This window comes from Nocardia halotolerans (genome assembly GCF_042650145.1).
GTDB lineage: Bacteria > Actinomycetota > Actinomycetes > Mycobacteriales > Mycobacteriaceae > Nocardia > Nocardia halotolerans.
In genome coordinates, this window is record NZ_JBHSDL010000030.1 from 361,093 (window position 1) to 383,141 (window position 22,049).

Annotated in this window: 4 protein-coding genes; 3 read left to right on the forward strand and 1 reads right to left on the reverse strand. The window is 70.7% G+C overall.

The genetic code is table 11. The annotated features are described in order from the left end of the window. Positions 1-115: 115 nt before the first annotated feature. The 3 genes from ACFO5K_RS25105 (at position 116) to ACFO5K_RS25115 (ending at position 20,400) form a co-directional block, all read left to right on the forward strand. Entirely contained in the window at positions 116-17,794 is a 17,679-nt protein-coding gene (locus ACFO5K_RS25105) for an amino acid adenylation domain-containing protein (protein ID WP_378567914.1), read from the forward strand. A 204-nt stretch (positions 17,795-17,998) separates the two neighbouring features. Further along, positions 17,999-19,021 (forward strand): alpha/beta hydrolase, encoded by a 1,023-nt coding sequence (locus ACFO5K_RS25110; RefSeq protein WP_378568327.1) that lies wholly within the window; start codon positions 17,999-18,001, stop codon positions 19,019-19,021. A gap of 146 nt (positions 19,022-19,167) precedes the next feature. Beyond that, positions 19,168-20,400 (forward strand): TetR/AcrR family transcriptional regulator, encoded by a 1,233-nt coding sequence (locus ACFO5K_RS25115; RefSeq protein WP_378567917.1) that lies wholly within the window; start codon positions 19,168-19,170, stop codon positions 20,398-20,400. Between the two features lie 11 nt (positions 20,401-20,411). Here ACFO5K_RS25115 and ACFO5K_RS25120 read toward each other — a convergent pair whose 3' ends face one another. Beyond that, positions 20,412-21,917, reverse strand: coding sequence for an aldehyde dehydrogenase family protein (locus ACFO5K_RS25120; protein ID WP_378567920.1), 1,506 nt, complete (start codon positions 21,915-21,917; stop codon positions 20,412-20,414). Positions 21,918-22,049: the final 132 nt, after the last annotated feature.

A 22,049-nucleotide genomic window follows, 5' to 3' on the forward strand; every position in this document is an offset into this window, starting at 1 on the left:
GAACGCCGGCCGGTCCGCGCGGGTTGCGCAGACCGGGCGGTGCGCGTCGAGATCGGTACGAGGTGTGCATGACCGGGCAACGGCGAATCGGTTCCGTCGATCGGACGGAACTGTCGTGACACGGGCGTCTCGGGCGTCCGGTGCCCGTGCCAGGCAGCGCGGAAAGTCGCTGCCGCAACTGTTGTCGGTGGCGGTGGAGTCGGATCCGGGTGCGCTCGCGCTGTCGTGGTCCGACGGGATGTCGGCGCCGGTGCGCTGGACTTACGCCGAGCTGGACGAACGCGCCAACCGGCTGGCCCGCCTGCTGATCGACCGCGGGGTGGGCCCCGAGGACGTGGTGGCGCTGGGCATCGGCCGCTCCCCGGCTTCGGTGCTGGCGATGTGGGCGATCACCAAGGCCGGTGCGGCTTTCCTGCCCGTCGACCCGAACTATCCGCCCGCCCGTGTGCGGCACATGCTGGCCGATTCCGGTGCGGTGGTAGGACTTTCGGTCGCCGCGGCGGCCGACCGGTTGCCCGGCACCATCGACTGGTTGTGCCTGGACGACCCCGCCGTGGCGCAGGACATCGAGGGACTGTCCGGGGAGCCGGTCACTTTCGCCGACCGGGTGCGACCGCTGCGGCTACAGCACCCCGCCTACGTGGTGTACACCTCCGGCTCGACCGGGCTGCCCAAGGGCGTCGTGGTGACCCACGCCGGGCTGGCCGGCTACTGCGCCGAGCAGCGCGCGCACTACGGCATCGAAGCGGCCTCGCGCACCGCGCATTTCGCCTCACCGTCGTTCGACGGCGCCGTGCTGGAACTGCTGATGGCCGTGGGTGCGGCAGCCACGATGGTGATCGTGCCCGCCGGTGTGCTCGGCGGACCCGAGCTGGCCGAAGTGCTGCGCCGTGAATCGGTGACCCACCTGTTCATCACCACCGCCGCGCTGGCCGCACTCGACCCGGCCGGCCTCGACGAGCTGGCCGTGGTCACCACCGGCGGCGAGTCCTGCCCGCCGGATCTGATCCGCCGCTGGGCCACCGAACTGCCATCGGGTCCCCGGCGCTTCCACGACTGCTACGGGCCCACCGAGACCACCATCGTCACCAATATCAGCGCGCCCCTGACCGTCGGCGACACCGTGAACATCGGTGCACCGCTGCGCGGGGTCACCGAATACGTGCTCGACGAGCGGCTGGTGCGAGTGCCCGACGGCATGATCGGCGAGCTCTACATCGCCGGAAACGGGCTGGCCCGCGGCTACCACCGGCAGCCCGCGCTCACCGCCGCGCGTTTCGTGGCCGACCCGTTCGTCGTATCCGAGGCCGGACCGCGCGCGACCGAAGCGGCCCCCGGCCGGCTGTATCGCACCGGTGACCTCGTGCGCAGGCGGGCCGACGGCGCCATCGAGTTCGTCGGCCGCAACGACTTCCAGGTGAAGGTGCGCGGGTTCCGGATCGAACTCGGTGAGATAGATACCGTGCTCACCGCACATCCCAGCGTCGATTTCGCGGTCACCGTGGGACACGAACTCGACAACGGCACCACGATTCTGGCCGCCTACGTGCACGCCGGCGCCGGCGCGCGCATCGATGTCGACGAGCTCATCGCCCACGCCGCGGCGGGCCTGCCCGCCCACATGGTGCCCACCGCCCTGACGGTGCTCGACACCATCCCGCTGACACCCGTCGGCAAGCTCGACCGCACCGCATTGCCCGCGCCGGCCCTGCGCGCCCAGGAATTCCGGGCCCCCTCCGGCGCGATGGAGGAACTGGTCGCCCAGATCTTCACCGAGCTGCTCCGCCCGGCCGACCCGATCGGCGCCGACGACGACTTCTTCGCCCTCGGCGGCAATTCGCTGCTGGCCACCCAGGCCGCGGCCCGGCTCGGCGCCGAACTGGCCACCCGCGTGCCCGCCGGACACGTCTTCGAAAGTCCCACTGTCGCCGGGCTGGCCACGCTGCTCGAACCGCTGAAGGGCACCGGCGGCCACAACCCGCCCACCCGCCGCGGCCGCCCGGAGCTGATCCCGCTCTCGCCCGCGCAGCAGCGGATGTGGTTCCTCAACCAGTTCGATCCCGACTCCACCGCCGAGACGATCCCGTTCGCGCTGCGCCTGTCCGGGCCGTTCGACCCACGAGCCCTGCACGCGGCGCTGTCGGATCTGGTGGGCCGCCACGAATCGCTGCGCACCTGGTATCCGGTGCACGACGGCGTCGGCCACCAGGTGGTGCTGCCGATGGCCGAGGCCGTGCCCGATGTGCTGCTCGACACGCTCGACGAAGACCAGGTGCCGCTGTGGCTGTCGGAATTCGCCGCCACCGGCTTCGACGTCGCCGCCGGTGTGCCGTTGCGGGTGGCAGTGGGCGAACTCGGGCCGCAGGAACACGTGCTGGCCGTGGCGCTGCACCACATCGCCGCCGACGGCGCCTCGATCGCGCCGCTGCTGCGCGACCTGCTCGGCGCCTACCTGGCCCGGCGCAACCGCTCGCGGCCCACCTGGCAGCCGCTGCCGGTGCAGTACGCCGACTACACGCTGTGGCACCGCGAACTGCTCGGCGCCGAGGACGACCCCGATTCGGTCGCCGCCACCCAGCTCGCGCACTGGCGCCGCGCACTGGCCGGGCTGCCCGACCGCCTCGATCTGCCCACCGACCGTCCACGCCCACCCGTGTTCACCGGCCGCGGCGCCGAATTCGGTTTCCGGATTCCCGCGAACGTGCACACCGCACTGGCCGCGCTGGCCCAGCGCAGCGGTGCCTCGGAGTTCATGGTGGTCCACGCCGCGCTGGCGGCGCTGCTGAGCCGGGTCGCCCACACCGACGACATCGCCATCGGCACCCCCGTGGCCGGGCGCGGCGCGCGCGAACTCGACGACCTGATCGGCATGTTCGTCAACACCCTGGTGTTGCGCACCCGCGTCGATGCGCGGGCGAGTTTCGCCGAACTGCTGCGTGCGACCAAGCGCGTCGACCTGGCCGCGTTCGCCCATGCCGACCTGCCGTTCGAGCGCCTGGTGGAGCTGCTCGATCCGGTTCGTTCCCAAGCTCACCATCCGCTGTTCCAAGTGGCGCTGTTCTTCCAGAATCTCGACCTGCCGAACCTGCGCCTGCCCGGCCTCGACGTCGCGCCCATCGAGTTCGAGGGCAAGGTGGCCCGGTTCGATCTGCAACTCACCATCGTGCCCGGCCACGACCCCACCGAGCCGATGGCAGCGTCGTTCACCTACGCCACCGACCTGTTCGACGCCGCGTCGGTCGCGATGCTGGCCGCGCGCTTCGTGCGCCTGCTCGACGTGGTGAGCGCCGACGCCGACCTGGCGGTCGCCGATGTCGACCTGCTCACCCCGGTCGAACGCGAACAAGCCGTACTGACCTGGAACGACACCACCCACCCGGTGGCGCCGGAACTGATGCTCGACGCGTACCGCCGTGCGGTGCGCGCGCATCCGTCGGCCACCGCGCTCGTCTACGAGGGCACGGTCCTGACCTACCGGCAGTTCGACGAACGGGTCAATGCCGTGGCCCGGCTGCTGATCCGCGCCGGCGTGGGCCCCGAAGCGCTGGTGGGGCTGGCCATCCGGCGCTCGCCGGAACTGGTGATCGGCATGTACGCGGTCCTGACCGCCGGCGGCGCCTATGTGCCGCTCGACCCCGACCACCCCGCCGAACGCATCGCCTACATCCTCGACACCGCCCAGCCCGCCTGTGTCCTGAGCACCCGGGCCGACGCGGTCGGGGTGCCCGCCGGTACCGAGCTGCTGCTGCTCGACGAACTCGACACCAGCGCAGTGCCCGTCGATCCGGTACGCCCGGACGAACTCACCGCGCCGCTGCTCCCGCAGCACCCCGCCTACGTCATCTTCACCTCCGGCTCCACCGGCAAACCCAAGGGCGTGGTGATCTCGCACGCCGCGATCCACAACCAGCTGGTGTGGATGCTGGCGAAATACCCACTGGCTCTGGGCGATGTGTACCTGCAGAAGACCGCGACCACCTTCGATGTGTCGCTGTGGGGATACTTCATGCCGCTGCGCGTCGGCGCCACACTGGTGCTGGCCACCCCGGACGGGCACCGTGAACCGGCCTATCTGATCGAGCTGATCGAACGGCACAGCGTCACCGTCACCGACTTCGTGCCTTCGATGTTGACCGTGTTCGCCGAACAGCTCGCGGCGGTCGAGTCGCCGAGGCCGGTCGCCTCGCTGCGTGATGTGTTCGTCATCGGTGAGGCGCTGCCGCCGACGACCGTCGAGGCGATGGCGGCCGTGTGCTCGGCCCGGTTGCACAATCTGTACGGGCCGACCGAAGCCGCCGTGTCGGTGACCTACTGGCCGGCTCGGTCGGGGGAGCAGCCGGTACCGATCGGCTTGCCGCAGTGGAACTCCCGGGTGTACGTGCTCGACGAGCGGTTGCGGCCGGTACCGCCCGGTGTGGCGGGCGAGCTCTACCTCGCGGGCGATCAGCTCGCGCGCGGCTACGCCGCACGGCCCGGCTTGACGGCGGATCGGTTCGTAGCCGACCCGTTCGCGGGCAACACCGCGTTCAACGGTAACCCCGGGCGTGCGGTCGGCGTGGGTGCCCGCATGTACCGCACCGGCGACCTGGTGGTGTGGCGCCGCCCCACCGCCACCGCGCCGCATCGGCTGGATTACCTGGGCCGCATCGATTTCCAGGTGAAGTTCCGTGGTCAGCGCGTGGAACTCGGGGAGATCGAATCCGCGTTGCTGACCCACGCTTCGGTGAGCCAGGCCGTCGCGGTGGTCGCCGCGACCGAACTGGGCGACCAGCTCGTCGCCTATGTCGTGCCCACGCACGGCCACGCCGCCGAACCCGACCGTCTCCAATCGGCGGTATCGAAAACCCTTCCGGCGTACATGGTTCCGGCCTCGATCACCGTGCTCGACGAGCTGCCGCTCAACCCCAGCGGCAAACTCGACCGCCGCGCCCTGCCCGCACCACGTTTCACCGCGCGCGCCTTCCGCGCACCCACCACCGAACAGGAGCTGCTCGTCGCCGACCTGTTCGGTGAAATGCTGGGCCGCACCGATATCGGTGCCGACGACAACTTCTTCACCCTCGGTGGCAACTCCCTGATCGCCACCCGCCTGGTCGCCCGCCTCGCCGCCGCCACCGGTGCTCGCGTCGCCGTGCGCACCCTGTTCGAGCACCCCACCGTCGCGGCCCTGGCAGCGACCCTGGGCGCCGGCACCACCCCGACCACCCACGCCCCCCTGCCACGCCCCACCGAACTGCCGCTCTCGCCCGCCCAGCGCCGCATGTGGTTCCTCAACCGCTTCGACCAGGGCGCCACCGGCGCCGGCACCGCCGCCTACAACCTCCCCTTCGCCCTGCGCCTCACCGGCACCCTCGACACCGCGGCTCTCACCGCGGCCCTACACGACGTGCTGGCCCGCCACGAGGTACTGCGCACCGTCTACCCCGACACGGGCAACGGGCCGATCCAGCAGATCCTGCCGGTCGACCAGGTCGACCTCGACTTCGCGATCCACCGCACAACACCTGGTCGGACGGGCCCTTCTGCGCCGCTCAACCGGCCGGGAGCCGATGCAGAAGCCGTGCCTCTCGCGGATGTCGAGCCGACGGATCCCGCAGCCGGGTGGCACGCTCCTGCCTGCGATACCGCACGGTCGGCCACGGCAGCCGGTAACGCCGAAGACGAACTGCGCGAGCAGATCACCGGGCTCGCCACGACGGCCTTCGACGTGACCACCGAGGTGCCGTTGCGCGTGCGCTTGTTCGACATCACCGGTGACGGCCCCGACGCGCCGACCGAGCACGTGCTCGCCGTGGTCGTGCACCATATCGCCGCGGACGCGTCATCGATGGCGCCGCTGGTGCGGGACATGACCACCGCCTACCTCGCACGGGTGGCGGGCCGGGCTCCCGACTGGGCGCCGCTGCCCGTGCAGTACGCCGACTACGCGGTGCGGCAGCTGGATCGGCTCGGCTCCGAGGACGACACGGAATCCGCCGCCGCCCAGCAGATCGAGTTCTGGCGCGACGAACTGTCCGATCTGCCGGACCTGCTCGAACTCCCCACCGACCGCCCACGTCCGGCGGTCGCCGCCCTGGCGGGAGACCGGGTGCCGGTACGGATCGACGCCACCACCCACGCCGGGCTCACCCGGATCGCGCAGGACAGTGGCGCGACCGTGTTCATGGTGCTGCACACCGCGTTCGCCGTGCTGCTGGCCCGGTTGGCCGGCACCACCGACGTCGCGGTCGGCACCCCCGTCGCCGGACGCGGGGAACGCGAGCTCGACGACCTGATCGGCATGTTCGTCAACACCGTCGTGCTGCGCACCCGCTACGACGGTGGCGCGCCGTTCACCGCACTGCTCACCACCCAGCGTGACCGCGACCTGGCCGCCTTCGCCGCCGCCGACGTGCCGTTCGAACGGCTCGTCGAGGTGCTCGACCCACCGCGCTCCACCGCCCGGCACCCGCTGTTCCAGGTGGGCCTGTCCTTCCAGAACATCGACCGTGCGGCGCTGGAGCTGCCCGGGCTGCGGATCGCACCGGTATCGACGGAACTGGCTGTGTCCCAGTTCGATCTGCACCTGATCGTCGGTGACGGGTACGACGCAAACGGTGCCCCCACCGGCATCGAAGGCTTCTTCACCTATGCCACGGAGCTGTTCGACGCCGCCACCGTGCGCGCGTTCGCCGATCGGCTGACACTGCTGCTCGACGCGATCGTGCGCGAACCCGGCGTGGTCGCCGGTGATGTCGACCTGCGCACACCCGCCGAACGGGACGCCGAGATTGTCAGCGGTGCCGCTGACCTGTCCGTGCCGGTCGGCACACTGGCCGAGCTGCCGCTGCGGGCGCGTCCCCAAGCCGTCGCGCTCGTCGCCGACCTGCCCGAAGGCCGGCTGGAACTGACCTACGCCGAGTTCGAAGCGCGCGTGAACCGCCTGGCCCGCCACCTCATTTCGCTCGGTGTCGGTCCGGAATCGCTGATCGCGCTGGCCCTGCCCCGCTCGATCGACCTCGTCGTCGCGATGTTCGCGGTGAGCCGGTCCGGCGGTGCCTACGTGCCGATCGACCCCGATCAGCCCGCCGAACGCACCGACTACATCCTGCACACCGCCGCCCCGATCTGTGTGCTCAGCAACGGTTTCCGCACCGATGCGGCACCGGTGGTCCGGGTGGATCACCCGGCGGTGCAGTCCGCCGACCCGTCGCCGATCACCGACGCCGACCGTCGCGCACCGCTGCGCCCGCACAACACCGCCTACGTCATCTTCACCTCCGGTTCCACCGGGCGCCCCAAGGGTGTCGCGGTGCCGCACGTGGCCGCCGTCAACCAATTGCAGTGGCTGCGCGGCGAATTCGGTACCACCGAGTCCGATGTGTTCCTGCTGAAGACCCCCGCCACCTTCGACCTGTCGGTCTGGGAATTCTGGTCCGCCGCCGTGTGCGGTGGCCGCTTGGTGATCGCCGCGCCCGACGGCCACCGCGATCCCGCCTACCTCGACACCCTCATCGCCGAGGCCGGTGTCACCACCCTGACCGCCGTCCCGTCGTTGCTCGACGCCCTGACCGGCTACTGGGAAACCCGCCCGCAGCCGTTGACCCGCATCCTCGCCATCGGCGAAGCGCTGCCCGCGCCGCTCGCGCAGCGACTGCTGCGCGCGCTGCCCGACACCAGGATCGACAATCTCTACGGCCCCACCGAAGCCGCCGTGTCGGTCACCGATCACCGTGTCACCGAAGCCGATACGCTCACCGTCCCCATCGGCACCCCCGAATGGAACACCCGCGCCTACGTCCTCGACGAGCGCCTGCGCCCAGTCCCGCCCGGTGTCCGGGGCGAGCTGTACCTCGGCGGCATCCAACTGGCCCGCGGATACCTCCGCAAAGCCGCCCTCACCGCAGAACGGTTCGTCCCCGACCCCTTCGAGCCGGGCGCCCGCATGTACCGCACCGGCGACCTGGTGGCCCGCACTCCCGCCGCCGGTCCGAGCGGACAGCCTGTCGGCGGGCGCCACCCGGACGACCGTGTCGCGCTCGCTGATGGTGGTGTGCGAGGCGGGCCCGCGACCGGCGCGGACTTGCGGCCGCCCGGTACTGGCGCGGAGGAGCCCGCTACCAGCGTGGTGCAGCCGGGTGCTGGTGTGGTGCAGCCGGGTATCGGCGTGGTGCAGCCCGGTACCGACGCGGAGCAGCCCGGTATCGGCGTGGTGCAGCCGGGTACCGACGCGGAGCAGCCCGGTATCGGCGTGGTGCAGCCGGGTACTGGCGTGGAGCAGCCCGGTGTCGGCGTGGTGCAGCCGGGTGCTGGTGCGGTGCAGCCAGGTACTGGCGTGGAGCAGCCCGGTGCAGGTCGTGGTGGACCACAGAGTAGTTCCGTGAGTAGGTCCGCGGCCGACGGTGTCGTGCGTGGTCGTACCTCCGGCGGTGAACTGGTCTACTTGGGGCGCAGCGACTTCCAGGTGAAGATTCGCGGGTTCCGGGTGGAGCCGGGTGAAGTCGAAGCCGTGCTGCTCGGGCTGCCCGGCATCGCCCAGGCCGCAGTGCTCGCCCGCACCGACGCGCACTTCGGCGATCGGCTGGTCGCCTACCTCGTCGTGCAGGGCGACCCAGCACCGGATTCGGCTGGTGCGCTGAACCCCGCCCCTGCAGATCCGGCGATTCGAGCTACCGCATCAGCGGACTCCGCCTCCGCGACCTCGCACGCTGCATCAGCAGACTCCGCGACCTCGCGCGCCGGAACAGCGGACTCCGCCACCTTGCGCAGCGGAACAGCCGACTCCGCCACCTCGCACTCCGCGACCGAGGCAGCTCAACAGCTGATTGTCGCCCAGGCCGAGTCGGCACTGCGGGCGAAGCTGCCTGCTTACCTGGTGCCGGAAGCCTTCGTCGTACTCGACGAACTGCCGCGCACCGTCAACGGCAAACTGGACCGGAACGCCCTGCCCGCCCCGGTGTTCGAGGCCGCCGCCTTCCGCGCGCCCACCACGCCGACCGAGCAGCTGATCGCCGGTGTGTACGCCGAGATCCTGGGTGTGGGCACCGTCGGCGCCGACGACGACTTCTTCGCCCTGGGCGGCAACTCACTGCTCGCCACCAGAGCCGCCGCCCGGATCGGTGCCGCCCTCGACCGGTCGGTCGGCGTCCGGCTGCTGTTCGAAGCGCCCACCGTCACCGACCTCGCCGTGCGCGTACACCGCTCCGGCGCCCAAGCCATCCTTCCCTTGGTCGCGGGCCCGCGACCCGAGCGGATCCCGCTCTCGCCGGCCCAGCACCGCATGTGGCTGCTCAATCAGCTCGACCCCGACGCCACCGTCTACAACATCCCCGCCGCCATCCGCCTCACCGGCACCCTCGACCTCCCCGCCCTCGAAGCCGCCATCCGCGACCTGTTCACCCGCCACGAAATCCTGCGCACCCGCTACCCGGCGTCACCCAGTGGCTCGGCTACCGCCCAGGCCAGCGCCTCGGCTGACCGCGCCCCCATGGCGGGTCGCGGCGCGGTCGACGCCCCGGTGCAAGAAGTGCTGGCACCGGACGCGGTGCGCGTTGATCTGACACCGGTTCCGGTGACCGAGGACGAGTTGCTCGCCGAAGTCCTTCGGACGGTCGGGGACGGGTTCGATGTCACCGCGCGACCGCCGGTGCGTCTGCGCCTGCTGCGGGTCGGTGCCGAGGAGCACGTGCTGGTCTTCGTCGCCCATCACATCAGTGCCGATGGATTCTCCATGGGTCCGCTCACCCGTGATCTGGTCCTCGCCTACACCGCACGGGCTGCCGGTGCTCCGCCCGCTTGGTCCCCGTTGCCGCTTCAGTACGCCGATTACGCACTGTGGCAAGGTGATTCGCTCGGTGATGAAGCCGACCCCGCTTCGCCGGCCGCGACCCAGTTGGCCTACTGGACCGAAGAACTCGCCGGGCTGCCGGAGGAAATCGCGCTGCCCACCGACCGCCCGCGCCCCCCGGTGCAGTCGTTCGCCGGCGCGAGCAGCGTTTTCGAGATCGACGCCGAACTGCACGCCGAACTGGCCGCGCTGGCGCGCACCCAGGGTGTCACCGTGTTCATGGTGGTGCAGGCGGCGCTGGCGGTGCTGCTGGCGCGGCTCAGCGGCACCGGCGACATCGCCATCGGCACGCCCATCGCCGGCCGTGGTGCCCGGGAACTCGACGACCTCGTCGGCATGTTCGTCAACACCTTGGTGCTGCGCAGCCGCGTCGACGGCGACGAGCCGTTCACCGCGCTGCTGGCCCGGACCCGTGACACCGACCTGCGTGCCTTCGCGCACGCCGAGATCCCCTTCGAGCGGGTCGTCGACGTGGTGCAGCCGGCCAGGTCCGCGGGCAGGCATCCGCTGTTCCAGGTGGCGCTGTCGTTCGAGAACCTGGCCCCGCTGACCGTCGAGCTGCCCGGCCTGGCGGTGAGCGCGCTCGATGCCCGCACCGCCGAAGCCAAGTTCGACCTGCTGCTCACCCTGCGCGAGCTGGCGGACAACGGTGGTATGCGGGCCGAATTCACCTATACCACCGACTTGTTCGACCACGGCACGGTCGCGGGCTTCGGTACCCGCTTCGTCCGGCTGCTGAAAGCCGTGGTCGCCGCGCCCGCCGCCGCGGTCGACGACATCGACCTGCTCAGCCCCACCGAGCGCACCGCACAGCTCACCTTCGCCGGTCCACCCGCCGAACCGGAACGTACCCTCGCTCAGCTCATGGCCGACGCGGTGCGGGCCAACCCGACCGGCGTCGCGGTGCGCGGCGACGGGCGCGGCTTCACCTACACCGAACTCGACGCGGCCGCCAACCAGCTGGCGCGGGCGCTCACCGCCCGTGGTGCGGGGCCGGAAGTCGCTGTGGCTGTGGCCATGCGGCGCTCGTTGGAGTCGGTTCTCGCGGTGTGGGCCGTCGCGCGCACCGGTGCTGTGATCGTCCCGATCGACCCCGGCTACCCCGCCGACCGGATCAGTCACATGATCGCCGACTCGGGCGCCGTCTTCGGTCTCACCGTCGCGGCCGAGCTGTCCGACCTGCCCGCCCTGCCCGGGGAAGGCAGCTGGCTCGCCCTCGACGACAGCGCCTTCACCGCCGAAGTCGCCGCCTGCGCCACCGGGGCCGTGCTCGACACCGACCTGCCTGCGCGGCCGCGCACCGGCGACGCCGCGTACATGATCTACACCTCCGGTTCGACCGGGCGACCCAAGGGCGTCGTCGTCACCCATGCCGGGCTGGCCAACTTCTGTGCCGAGCAGGTCGACCGCTACGCACTCGGCACCGGCACGCGCGCACTGGCGTTCGCCTCACCCGCATTCGACGCGTCGGTGCTGGAACTGCTGCTGGCCCTCGGCGGCGCGGGCACCCTCGTGGTGGCACCGGCCGGTTCCGTCGGCGGTACCGAACTCGCCGAACTGATCCGGGCCGAAGAGGTGACCCATGCCTTCCTCACCCCGACGGTGCTGGCCACCCTCGACCCCGATGGTGTGCCGGGCCTGCGCACGCTGATCGTCGGCGGCGAACACGTACCGGACGATCTCGCCGCCCGCTGGAACTCCGTGGCGCAACGGCACTTCCACAACGGTTACGGACCGACGGAAACCACCATCATGACCGCCATCAGCCCGCCGCTGCGCCCCGGCGACGCCGTGCACATGGGTGGTCCGCTCCGTGGCGTCCGCGCGCTCGTCCTGGATACGCGGCTGCACCCGGTCCCGGACGGCGTCACCGGTGAGCTGTACCTGGGCGGCATCCAGCTGGCCCGCGGCTACCACGACCGCCACGCGCTCACCGCCGCCCGCTTCATCGCCGACCCCTACACCCCGGGTGAACGCCTCTACCGCACCGGTGACCTCGTCCGCCGCCGTGGCGAGACCCTGGAGTTCGTGGGCCGCAACGACTTCCAGGTGAAGATTCGTGGGCTGCGGATCGAGCTCGGCGAAATCGATGCCGTCCTGACCGCCGCCCCCGGCGTCAACTGGGCCACCACGATCGGCCGCGAAACCGGAACCGGTACCACCATGCTGGTGTCCTACGTGCTGGCCGAACCGGGGGAGCAGGACGCGGCGCCCGTTCCCGCCGCGAACACCCCTGCTGGGACCGACACCGGACTCGCCGCCGAGCTGACCGCCCTGGCCGCGCGGAAGCTGCCCGACTACATGGTGCCCGCCGCGATCATCGTCCTCGACGAACTCCCACTCACCCCCACCGGCAAACTGGACCGGCGCGCTCTGCCCACTCCGGCCGCAGTGCGCGGCGCTCACCGCCCCCCGCGCACCGAAGCCGAACGCGCCGTCGCGGCAGTGATCGCGGAGGTCCTCGGTCACGACCGGGTGGGCCTCGACGACGACTTCTTCGCCCTCGGCGGCGACAGCATCACCGCCATCCAGGTGGTCTCGCGGGCCGCGGCGGCCGGGGTGACCCTGCGCCCGCGCGACCTGTTCGACGCCCGCACCGTCGCCGCGCTCGCGGCCCGCGCCCAGCTCACCGCCGACACCTCGGCGACCACACTGCCCTCCGATGTCCTGCCACTGACCGCCACCGCGGCCCAGTTGCTCGAAGCCGGTGAGCGAGCGGTGGAACCGCGCGCCGTGCTGCTCGATGTGCCCGCTACCTGCCCCGATGATGCCGTGGCCGCGGTGGCGGCCGCGGTGATGCGCCAGCATCCGATGCTGTGGGCGCGGCTCGATCGCACCGGTGACACCCCGGTGCTGCGCATACCCGCACAGGAGCAACGCACCGGCCGGGCCTTCCGCAGGCTCGGCGCCGATGACGGGTCGGCCCTGCTGCCGGTCGACGACATCGTCGCCGCGGCCGTCGCGGCTCTCGATCCGGACGAGGGCCGCAATATCCACTTCATCCTCACCGGCGACGGCGAAAATCCCGCCACGCTCGTTGTGGTGGCCAATGCCCTGGTCCTGGACGAGGTGTCGTGGCGCGCGGTGGTCGACCAGCTGACCACCGCGTGGAGCCGTGGTCGCCACGCCGCGCCCACCGGTCCCGACGCCGGCCTCGGCGATCTCGTGCACCGGCTCGCCGATTACCCGTCCTCGCCGCGGGCGCGCACCGAGCGTGCGTACTGGCATCGCGTGATCCGTTCCCGTGCAGGAGATTCCGCTGACCTGCGGCAGCGCAGCCGGGTCTCGCTCAGCATCACCGGTGAGGGCACCGCCGCCGTCGGCACGGTCGCCGAGGCGTACCGCGCGACCATCGACGAGGTGCTGCTCACCGCCGCCGCCCTCGCCCTGCACACCGCGGCCGACACCGCCGTGGCCAGGGCGATCGGCACGGTGGTCCGGTTGCGGGCCGATCAGCGGGTGCTCGGCCGGCCCGACGCGGAGAACGTGGTCGGCGGCTTCACCACCGACTATCCGCTGGCCCTGCGACTCGACGGTGTCGACGTCGCCGACGCGCTGATCGGGGGACCGGCCGCCGGGGCGGCCCTGTCGCAGATCAAGGAACTGTGCCGGGCCGTCCCCGCCCACGGTGCGGGTTTCGCCCTGCTGCGCTACCTCGACACCGAGACCGCCGAGAGCGTGCGGGCCCTGGACCGCGGCCGGTTCGCGGTGCGCCTGCGTGACCTGCGACCGGCCCGCGTACACACCGATGTCGCCGCCGAGGACCTGGTCCTGGTCCTCACCGTCGACGCCACCGACGACGGGATGGTCGCCCGTTTCGACTACGCCACCGCCGTGCTCGACGCCGACGCGGTGAAGACCTTCGCCGAACACTGGATCCGCGCCCTCGGCGGTCTCGCCGAACACGGCTTGCGCCCCGACGCGGGTGGTTTCACCCCATCGGATTTCCCACTGGTGCGGCTGGGCCAGACCGAAGTGACCCGCCTGACGCGGCGTTACCCACGGCTCAGCGATGTGTGGCCGGTGACCCCGCTGCAGTCGGGCATGCTGTTCCACGCCCTGCTCGCCGAGCATTCGGTAGACCCCTACATCACCCAGTTCGTGCTGGATCTGGATCCCGCCGTCGACGACAAGCGCCTGCACGCCGCCGCCCAGGCCGTGCTCGACCGGCACGACAACCTGCGGGTCGCCTTCGCCACCGACGCCGCGGGCACCCCGATGCAGGTGGTGCTCGACGACATCGACGTGCCGTGGCAGGTGCTCGACACCGACGCCGACACCTATCAGCGGGTCAGAAACGCCGATCTGGCAAAGCATTTCGACATGGGTACCGCACCGCTGCTGCGCTTCACACTGGTGCGCACACCCGATGGTGCGCATCTGCTCGTCACCAGCCATCACATTCTGATCGACGGCTGGTCGACACCGCTGCTGTTGCAGGAACTGCTCACCGCCTACACGATCGGCGGGCGCAGCAGGCGCCTGCCCAAACCGGTGCCCTACCGCGACTACCTGGCCTGGCTGGTCGCCCAGGATCTCGACGCCGCCCGGCAGGCCTGGCGCACCGCGCTCACCGGCCTGGCCGAACCGACTCCGTTGGCACCGGTCGATCAGGGCCGCGAAATCGCCACGGGTACCGGCGAAACCGGTTTCGAGCTGTCGGCACCGGACACCGCCGCGCTGAGTGCGCTCGCCGCCGAGCTCGGGGTCACGGTGAACACCGTGGTGCAGGCGGCCTGGGGCCTGCTGATCGCGCGCCTGGTCGACCGCGACGACGTGGTGTTCGGCGCCACCGTGTCCGGTAGGCCCGCCGCGCTGCCCGGTGTGGAACGCATGGTCGGGCTGTTCCTCAACGCCATCCCGGTGCGGGTGCGGTTGCGTCCCGGCGACACCGTGGCCGAACTGCTGCGCACCCTGCAGGGCGAGCAGGCCGCGCTGCTCGACCATCACTACCTGGGCCTGGGGGAGATCCAAGAGATCGCCGGCATCGACGCGCTGTTCGATTCGCTGGTGGTCTTCGAGTCGTTCCCGGTCGACCGGGCCGGGCTGGCGCAGGCCGCGTCCGGCGCGGCCGCGGTCACCGGGATGGACGCCGCCAACGGCACCCACTACCCGATCACCGTGCAGGTGGTGGCCGACGAGAAGCTGCGGGTCTCGGTCAAATACCTGCGTGACGTGTTCGGTGCCGACACCGCGACGGCGCTGGCGCAGCGCCTGTCGATGCTGCTGGCCCGCTTCACCGCCGACCCGCAGGCCCGGATCGCCGGCATCGACGTGCTGCTGGCCGAGGAACACGCGACCCTGGCGGCGGCCAACGCGACCGACGCGCCGGAACTGCTCGACGAGGCCACCCTGCTGTCGCTGTTCGATGCCCAAGTGGCGCGCACCCCGCACGCCACCGCCCTCGTCGACGGCGAAACCACGCTCACCTACAGCGAATTCGACGAGCGGGTGCGGGCCCTCGCGGTGGCCCTGCGCGAGCACGGCGCCGGGTCCGAGAAGCTGGTCGCGGTGGCGATGCGGCGCGGCGTCGACCTGGTGGCCGCCGTCTACGCCGTACTGCGCACCGGGGCCGCTTACGTGCCGGTCGACCCGGATCATCCGGTCGAACGCACCGAACGGGTGCTGGCCGCCGCCGCGCCGGTGTGCGTACTCACCACCGCGGCCACCGGATTCAGCACCGGCACGGAGATTCCCGTCGTCGACATCGACGCGCTCGGCCCGCGCTCCTCGACCACCGACAACCTCGAGCACGCCCAGGCCGACAACCTCGCCTACGTCATCCACACCTCCGGTTCGACCGGCGCCCCCAAGGGCGTGATGCTGACTCACCGGCAGTTGGTCGCCCAGTTCCGCTGGGCGCAGCGCACCTACCCACACGGACCCGGCGATGTGGTGCTGCACAAGACGCCGGTCACCTTCGACATCTCCACCTGGGAACTGTTGTGGCCGTTGCAGACCGGTGCCACCGTGGTGATCGCCGAGCCCGACGGCCACCGCGACCCCGCCTATCTTGCGCGGGTGATCGCCGAACGCGCCGTCACCACCGTGCATTTCGTGCCGTCCATGCTCGACGCATTCCTCGCCGAACCCGGCCTCGCCGAGTTCCCCGCGTTGCGACGGATCTTCGCCGCCGGTGAGGTGCTGTCGTCGGTGATCGCGCGCCGCTGCGCGCAGGTGCTGCCCGAGGTGGAGCTGATCAACTGGTACGGCCCGGCCGAGGCCACCGTGGTCACCGCCGCGTCGGCGAAACCTGGTGCCGCCGTGAGTATCGCGATCGGCGCTCCGGTCGCCAACACCGGTGTGCGTGTGCTCGATCGTCAGCTGAATCCGGTACCACCGGGCACGGCGGGGGAGCTCTACATCGAAGGTGTCCAGCTGGCCCGCGGTTACCTGGGCGCCGCGGCGCTCACCGCCGAGCGGTTCGTCGCCCGACCCGGCGGTGGCCGGCTCTACCGCACCGGCGACGTGGTCCGGTGGCTGGGTGATCAACTGGAATACCTCGGTCGCAGCGACTTCCAGGTGAAGTTGCGTGGTCAGCGGATCGAGCTCGGCGAGATCGAGGCGGTGCTGGGTGGGCACGCCTCGGTGCGTCGCGCCGCGGTCGCGCTGGCACACGGTCCGACCGGCGATCGGCTCGTCGGCTACGTCGTGCCGACGGCGGCGCCGGCCGGACAGCCGAGCACACCCACCCCGCCCGCCGGCTATTCGATCGAGAGCGGTGCGCAGGTGGCGGGCTTCGACGAGGCGGCCCTGCTCGCCCACGCGCGCGGCGCCCTGCCCGCCTACATGGTTCCGTCCACGCTGGTGGTCCTGCCGTCCCTGCCGCTCAACCCGAGCGGCAAACTCGACCGCAAGGCGCTCCCGGTTCCGGCCTTCACCAACCGGCCCTACCGGCCACCGACCACACCGTTGCAGCGGGCGGTGGCCGAGGTCTACGCCGAAGTCCTCGGCGCGGGCAAGGTCGGCCTCGACGACGACTTCTTCGAACTCGGCGGCAATTCGCTGGTGGCGACGAAGGCGATCAGCCGGTTGCGCACCCGGGTCGGCGCCGAAGTGCGGGTGCAGTGGTTCTTCACCGACGCCACCGTCGCCGCACTGGCCGCGCGCATCGACGCCACCCAATCCGGCACCGGCGACTACGACCTGGAATCCGACGACGCCCTCGGCGTACTGCTGCCCATCCGCAACCGCGTTCCGCACGGCACCGAAGCGGGCGGGCCGCTGTTCTGTATCCACCCCATGTACGGGTTGTCGTGGTGTTACGCCGGGCTGGCCCAGTACATTCCGGCACGGCGGCCGATCTTCGGTCTGCAGTCACCCGCCCTGAGCGAAGCCGGCTACCTGCCCGGTACTCTCGCCGAGATGGCGCGCCGCTACGCCGCCGAGATCCGCACCGAACAGCCGGAGGGCCCGTACCGGCTGATGGGCTGGTCGCTCGGTGGGGTGCTGGCCCACGCTGTCGCGACCGAACTTCAGGCCGCCGGTGCGCAGGTGTCGCTGCTGGCGATGCTCGACTCGCACCCCGATATCGACGTTCCCGACTTCCACACCGCGGTACGCGACGCGCTGGCCGAACTGGGCGTGGACCTGCGGGCGGCGTTGCCCGCGGCGGGCGTACGGGATCTCAGCGATGACGCGCTGGCCGCGCTGCACGCGATCATCCCCGCCAACATGGCCGTGCTCACCCCCGAACGGGTACGCCGTATCTATCGCAGCGCGGTGCGTTCGGCCGAACTGATCGCCGAGCACCGGCCCGCGGTGTTCCGGGGCAGGCTGGAGTATTTCAGCGCGCTCGGTCATGAGCACGCCGCGCGAAATTGGGCCCCGTATGTCGACGGCGAAATCCGCGATCGGCCGGTCGCGGCGGTGCATGATCAGATGACCGCACCGCAGGCGCTGGCCGAGATCGGGCCACGCCTGGCCGAGCTGTTGGACGCCGGTGACCGGGCCGTTGGGTCACGGTGACAACACTGTGGCTGGTGAGGCATGATGTGACCGCGCTGTTGTAACGATTACTACTGTTGTAACCAGCGCACAACCCGTATGGTTCTGCCGAGGTGCAACTGCGCGCCCGGAATACGGGTGCGACCGAGTCGGAATTCGAGACGAAGCGAAGGTGCGAAATTGATTCGTCGGCACACCCGGCGTCGTGGCTCCCGAGCCGCGGCGATGATCGCGGCAACGGCAGTGGCCGCCGGACTGATGTCCGGCATCGGAACGGCACCCGCTTCGGCTGACCCGATCATCGATTCCCAGAGCCTGCTCGCCAACCCCGTGTCCCCCGACGGTTCCAAGATCGTCAAGGCCGAGGTGAAGGATTCGCGCAGCCTGCGGTTGCACGTCTTCTCCGCGGCCATGGATCAGAACATCATCGTCGACGTGCAGCGCCCGGCCGACGCCTCGGTGCCGCGCCCCACCCTGTACCTGCTCAACGGTGCGGGCGGCGGCGAGGATTCGGCGTCCTGGGTCGCCAAGACCGATGCGCTGGAATTCCTCGGCGACAAGAACGTGAACGTCGTCCAGCCGATCGGTGGCGCCTGGAGCTACTACACCGACTGGATCAAGGACGACCCGGTCCTGGGCCGCAACAAGTGGAAGACCTTCTTCACCGAAGAGCTGCCCCCGCTGGTCGACGGCGCGCTGGGCACCAACGGTGTGAACGCCATCGCCGGCCTGTCCACCTCGGGCACCACGGTGCTGGCGCTGCCGATCGCCAAGCCCGGCCTCTACCAGGCGGCCGCGGCCTACAGTGGCTGCGCGCAGACCTCCGATCCGATCGGTTCCGAGTTCGTCAAGGTCACGGTCGAGACCTGGGGCGGCGGCGACACCATGAACATGTGGGGCCCGCAGGGCTCGGCGGAATGGGTGGAGAACGACCCGTACGTGAATGCCGAGGGTCTGCGCGGTGTGGAGCTCTACGTCTCCACCGGCAACGGCCTGCCCGGCCCGTACGACACCCTCAACGGCCCCTACGCGCTGCCCGGCGCCTACGGTCTGGCCAACCAGATCGTGATCGGCGGCATCATCGAGGCGGGCACCAACTTCTGCACGCACAACCTGTCCAACCGGCTCAACGAACTCGGCATCCCGGCGACGTTCAACTTCCGTCCCAACGGCACCCACTCGTGGGGCTACTGGAAGGACGAACTGAAGCTGTCGTGGCCGACCCTGGCCCGCGGTCTCGGCCTGTAGTTCTCCGCGCTCGACAGCCCGTCCCGGTAGCGACCAGTCGCCGCCGGGGCGGGTTTCGTTTTGCCGACCTACCTGTCGACGTTTGCGAATTGTGGTTAACTTAGGTTGACTGGTCCAACCCGGTTCGTGGAACGGAAAGTGAGCACATGGTCGCCGATCGCAGTGAGGCCGAACGTGCCTGCGACCCGGCTGCCACGCAGGCCAAGGTGGTGCGCCGCAGGCCGAAAGACCGCAAGATACAGATCATGCGGGCCGCCGCGCGTGCCTTCAGCACCCGTGGCTACTACCCGGTGGGCGTCGACGAGATCGCCGCCGAAGTGGGGATCTCCGGCCCCGCCCTGTACCGCCATTTCGCCAACAAGTACGCCCTGCTCGTGGCCGCCGCCGAAGAAGGCGCACGCGGCCTGCGTGACGTCGCCCGCGCGGCCGACGACCCGGAGCTGGCTCCGCGAGACCGGCTCGACGCGCTGCTCACCGCCGTGGCCGAACACAACATCGGGATCCGCCGCGAGGCCGGGCTCTACCGCTGGGAACGCCGCTACCTCGAGCGCGAGGACCGGGTGCGCATCCGCGCGTTCTACCGCGAACTCGAGGCGCTGGTGGCCGCACCGATCGCCGAACTGCGCCCCGAGGCCGACGAAGCCGACGTCACTTTGCTGGCCGTCGCCGCGCTGAGCGCGCTGGCCAGCATCGCCGCGCACCGCACCACGCTCTCGCACGCGCGCATGCTCGCCGTGCAACGCGAAATGGCCTGGGCGATCGTGCGGGCCGAACTGCCGCCCGCGCCCCCCGCGGCCGAACCGGACAAACAGAATCGCGGTCTGCCGGTCATCTCGAAACGCGAACAGCTGCTCACCGAGGCGATCCGGATCTTCGGCCGCAACGGCTACCACGAGTCGGGCATCGAGGAGATCGGCGCCGCCGTCGGCATCAACGCCTCGAGCGTGTACCGCCACTTCGACAGCAAAGCCGATCTGCTCGCGGCGGCCTTCCACCGCACCGGCGAGCGCCTGGCCGTCGCGATCGGCGAAGCGCTGGCCGAGGCCGACAACCGGGCCGACGCCGCCCGCCGCATCGCCGATCAGCACGCCCGCCTCACCTTCGCGACCCCGGAGATCATGCCGGTCTACTACGCGGAGTTCAGCAACCTGCCGCAGGCCGAACAGCACCGTCTGCGCACTCTTCAGCGCCAGAACATCCTCGAATGGGCCAACCTGCTCGACGACGACCCGATCGAGTCGCGTTTTCGCGTACACGCCGCGATCGGTCAGATCATCGACGTCGGCCGGCTGCTGCGTTTCGATTCCCGCCCCGAGCAGCTGGCCCGGCTCGGCGCGCTCACCGGGGCGGTGCTGATCGGCGATTCGGCCGGCGACTGAACGGCCGCGGGTCAGCCGCGGCCGTGACGTAACCGGAACAGCGCCTTCGCCGACTGCAGATGCCCGGGCCGACGGTCGAACGTCGACAGCCGGATCGGTGCCTGATAGCGCTTACGGGCGATCGACATGGTGCGGCTGTACTCGTGCAGGCCCTGCTGCCCGTGGCTGTGGCCCTGACCGTATTCGCCGACCCCGCCGAAGGGCAGAGCCGGGATCCCGGTGAACGCCGTGGACGAATTAACTGTCACCACACCCACTTTGAGCTGCTCGGCGATGAACTCGGCACTGGCGATGTCGCGGGTGAACACGGTGACGGCGATCCCGTTGCCCGCCGCGTTGACCCGGGTCACCGCGTCGGCCAGATCGGCCACCCGGTTCACCACCAGCACCGGTCCGATCCCTTCGCCGGTGATCGCGATGCTCTCCTCGGGCACGTCGGCCAGCACGATCGGCTCCACATAGGGGTCGCGGAACGAGTCGAGCCCACCCAGGACCGCGTGCCCGCCGCGGGCGATCGCGTCGCGCACCTGTCTGCGCACCACGTCCACCTGATCGCCGTTGATCATCGGGCCGTAGGCGGCGCGATTGTCGGCGCCGGGGCGCAGCTTCGCCGCCCGGTCGGCCACCCGGGCCAAGAAGTCGTCGAAGACCGAGTCGGCGACATAACAGCGCTGGATTCCCGAGGCGTTCTGGCCGGCGTTGGCCATCGCCCCGAACACCGCGGCCTCGGCCGCCCCGTCGAGCACCGCGTCGACGTGCACGATCATGCTGCCCTTGCCGCTGTTCTCCACCACCACGGGCGTGAGCGTCTGCGCACACAGCGCGATCACCTCGCGGCCCCGCGCCTGCGGTCCGGCGTAGGCGATCTTGTCGACCTCTGCCTTGCACAGCGCGGTGGCGGTGCGCGCGTCCCCGGTGACCGCCTGCAACACCGGCTGATCAGGACAGACCGCGGCCCAGCTCGCCGCCAGCCAGACGCCGACACCGGTGGTGAGTTCGTGCGGGTTGAACACCACGGCGTTGCCCGCCGCCATCGCGTAGGCGATCGACCCCATCGGGGTGAAAACCGGGTTGTTCCACGCGCCGAGCACACCGATCACCCCGAGCGGCAGGTAACCGACCGAGGCGTACTGATTGCGGGTGAACCACCCGGTGCCCAGGCGCCGCCGACCCAGGGTGCGCTCGGCGTTGCGCGCCGCCCAGTCCAGATTCTCCACGGCCAGCATCACTTCCAGCGCGGCGTCGGCCTCTGGCTTGCCGGTCTCGTTGCGCAGGATCTCCACCAGTTCACCCGCATTGCGGGCGATCCGGCGGCGCCAATCGAGCAACAAGCGCTTGCGGTCGGCGAAAGTCAGCTCGCCCCACCAGTTCTGGGAGGCGTGTGCGGTGCGTACCGCGCGGGTCACCTCGGCGTGACCCTGCACCGGGTACCGGTCGAGTTGCTCGCCGGTACGCGGGTCGAACGATGTGAGCACATCGGATCGCCCCATCGGCGCGGCGGCTGCCGACTCGGCCATGGTCACCTCCCACGAGTTCGAACACACCCGCACGCGGGCCGGCGAGACAAGTGTTTCCCCGAAGGTCAGCGTATGGGTGCGCGACCGCGCCGACAAGGTCAGCGCACTGCCCTTGCACTGCCCTGGGGACGA

What these genes read in the sequence shown, in the direction of transcription:
- ACFO5K_RS25110 (WP_378568327.1), top strand. Translation starts at nt 17,999, where the DNA reads ATGATCGCGGCAACGGCAGTGGCCGCCGGACTGATGTCCGGCATCGGA.
- ACFO5K_RS25115 (WP_378567917.1), top strand. Translation starts at nt 19,168, where the DNA reads ATGGTCGCCGATCGCAGTGAGGCCGAACGTGCCTGCGACCCGGCTGCC.
- ACFO5K_RS25120 (WP_378567920.1), bottom strand. Translation starts at nt 21,917, where the DNA reads ATGGCCGAGTCGGCAGCCGCCGCGCCGATGGGGCGATCCGATGTGCTC.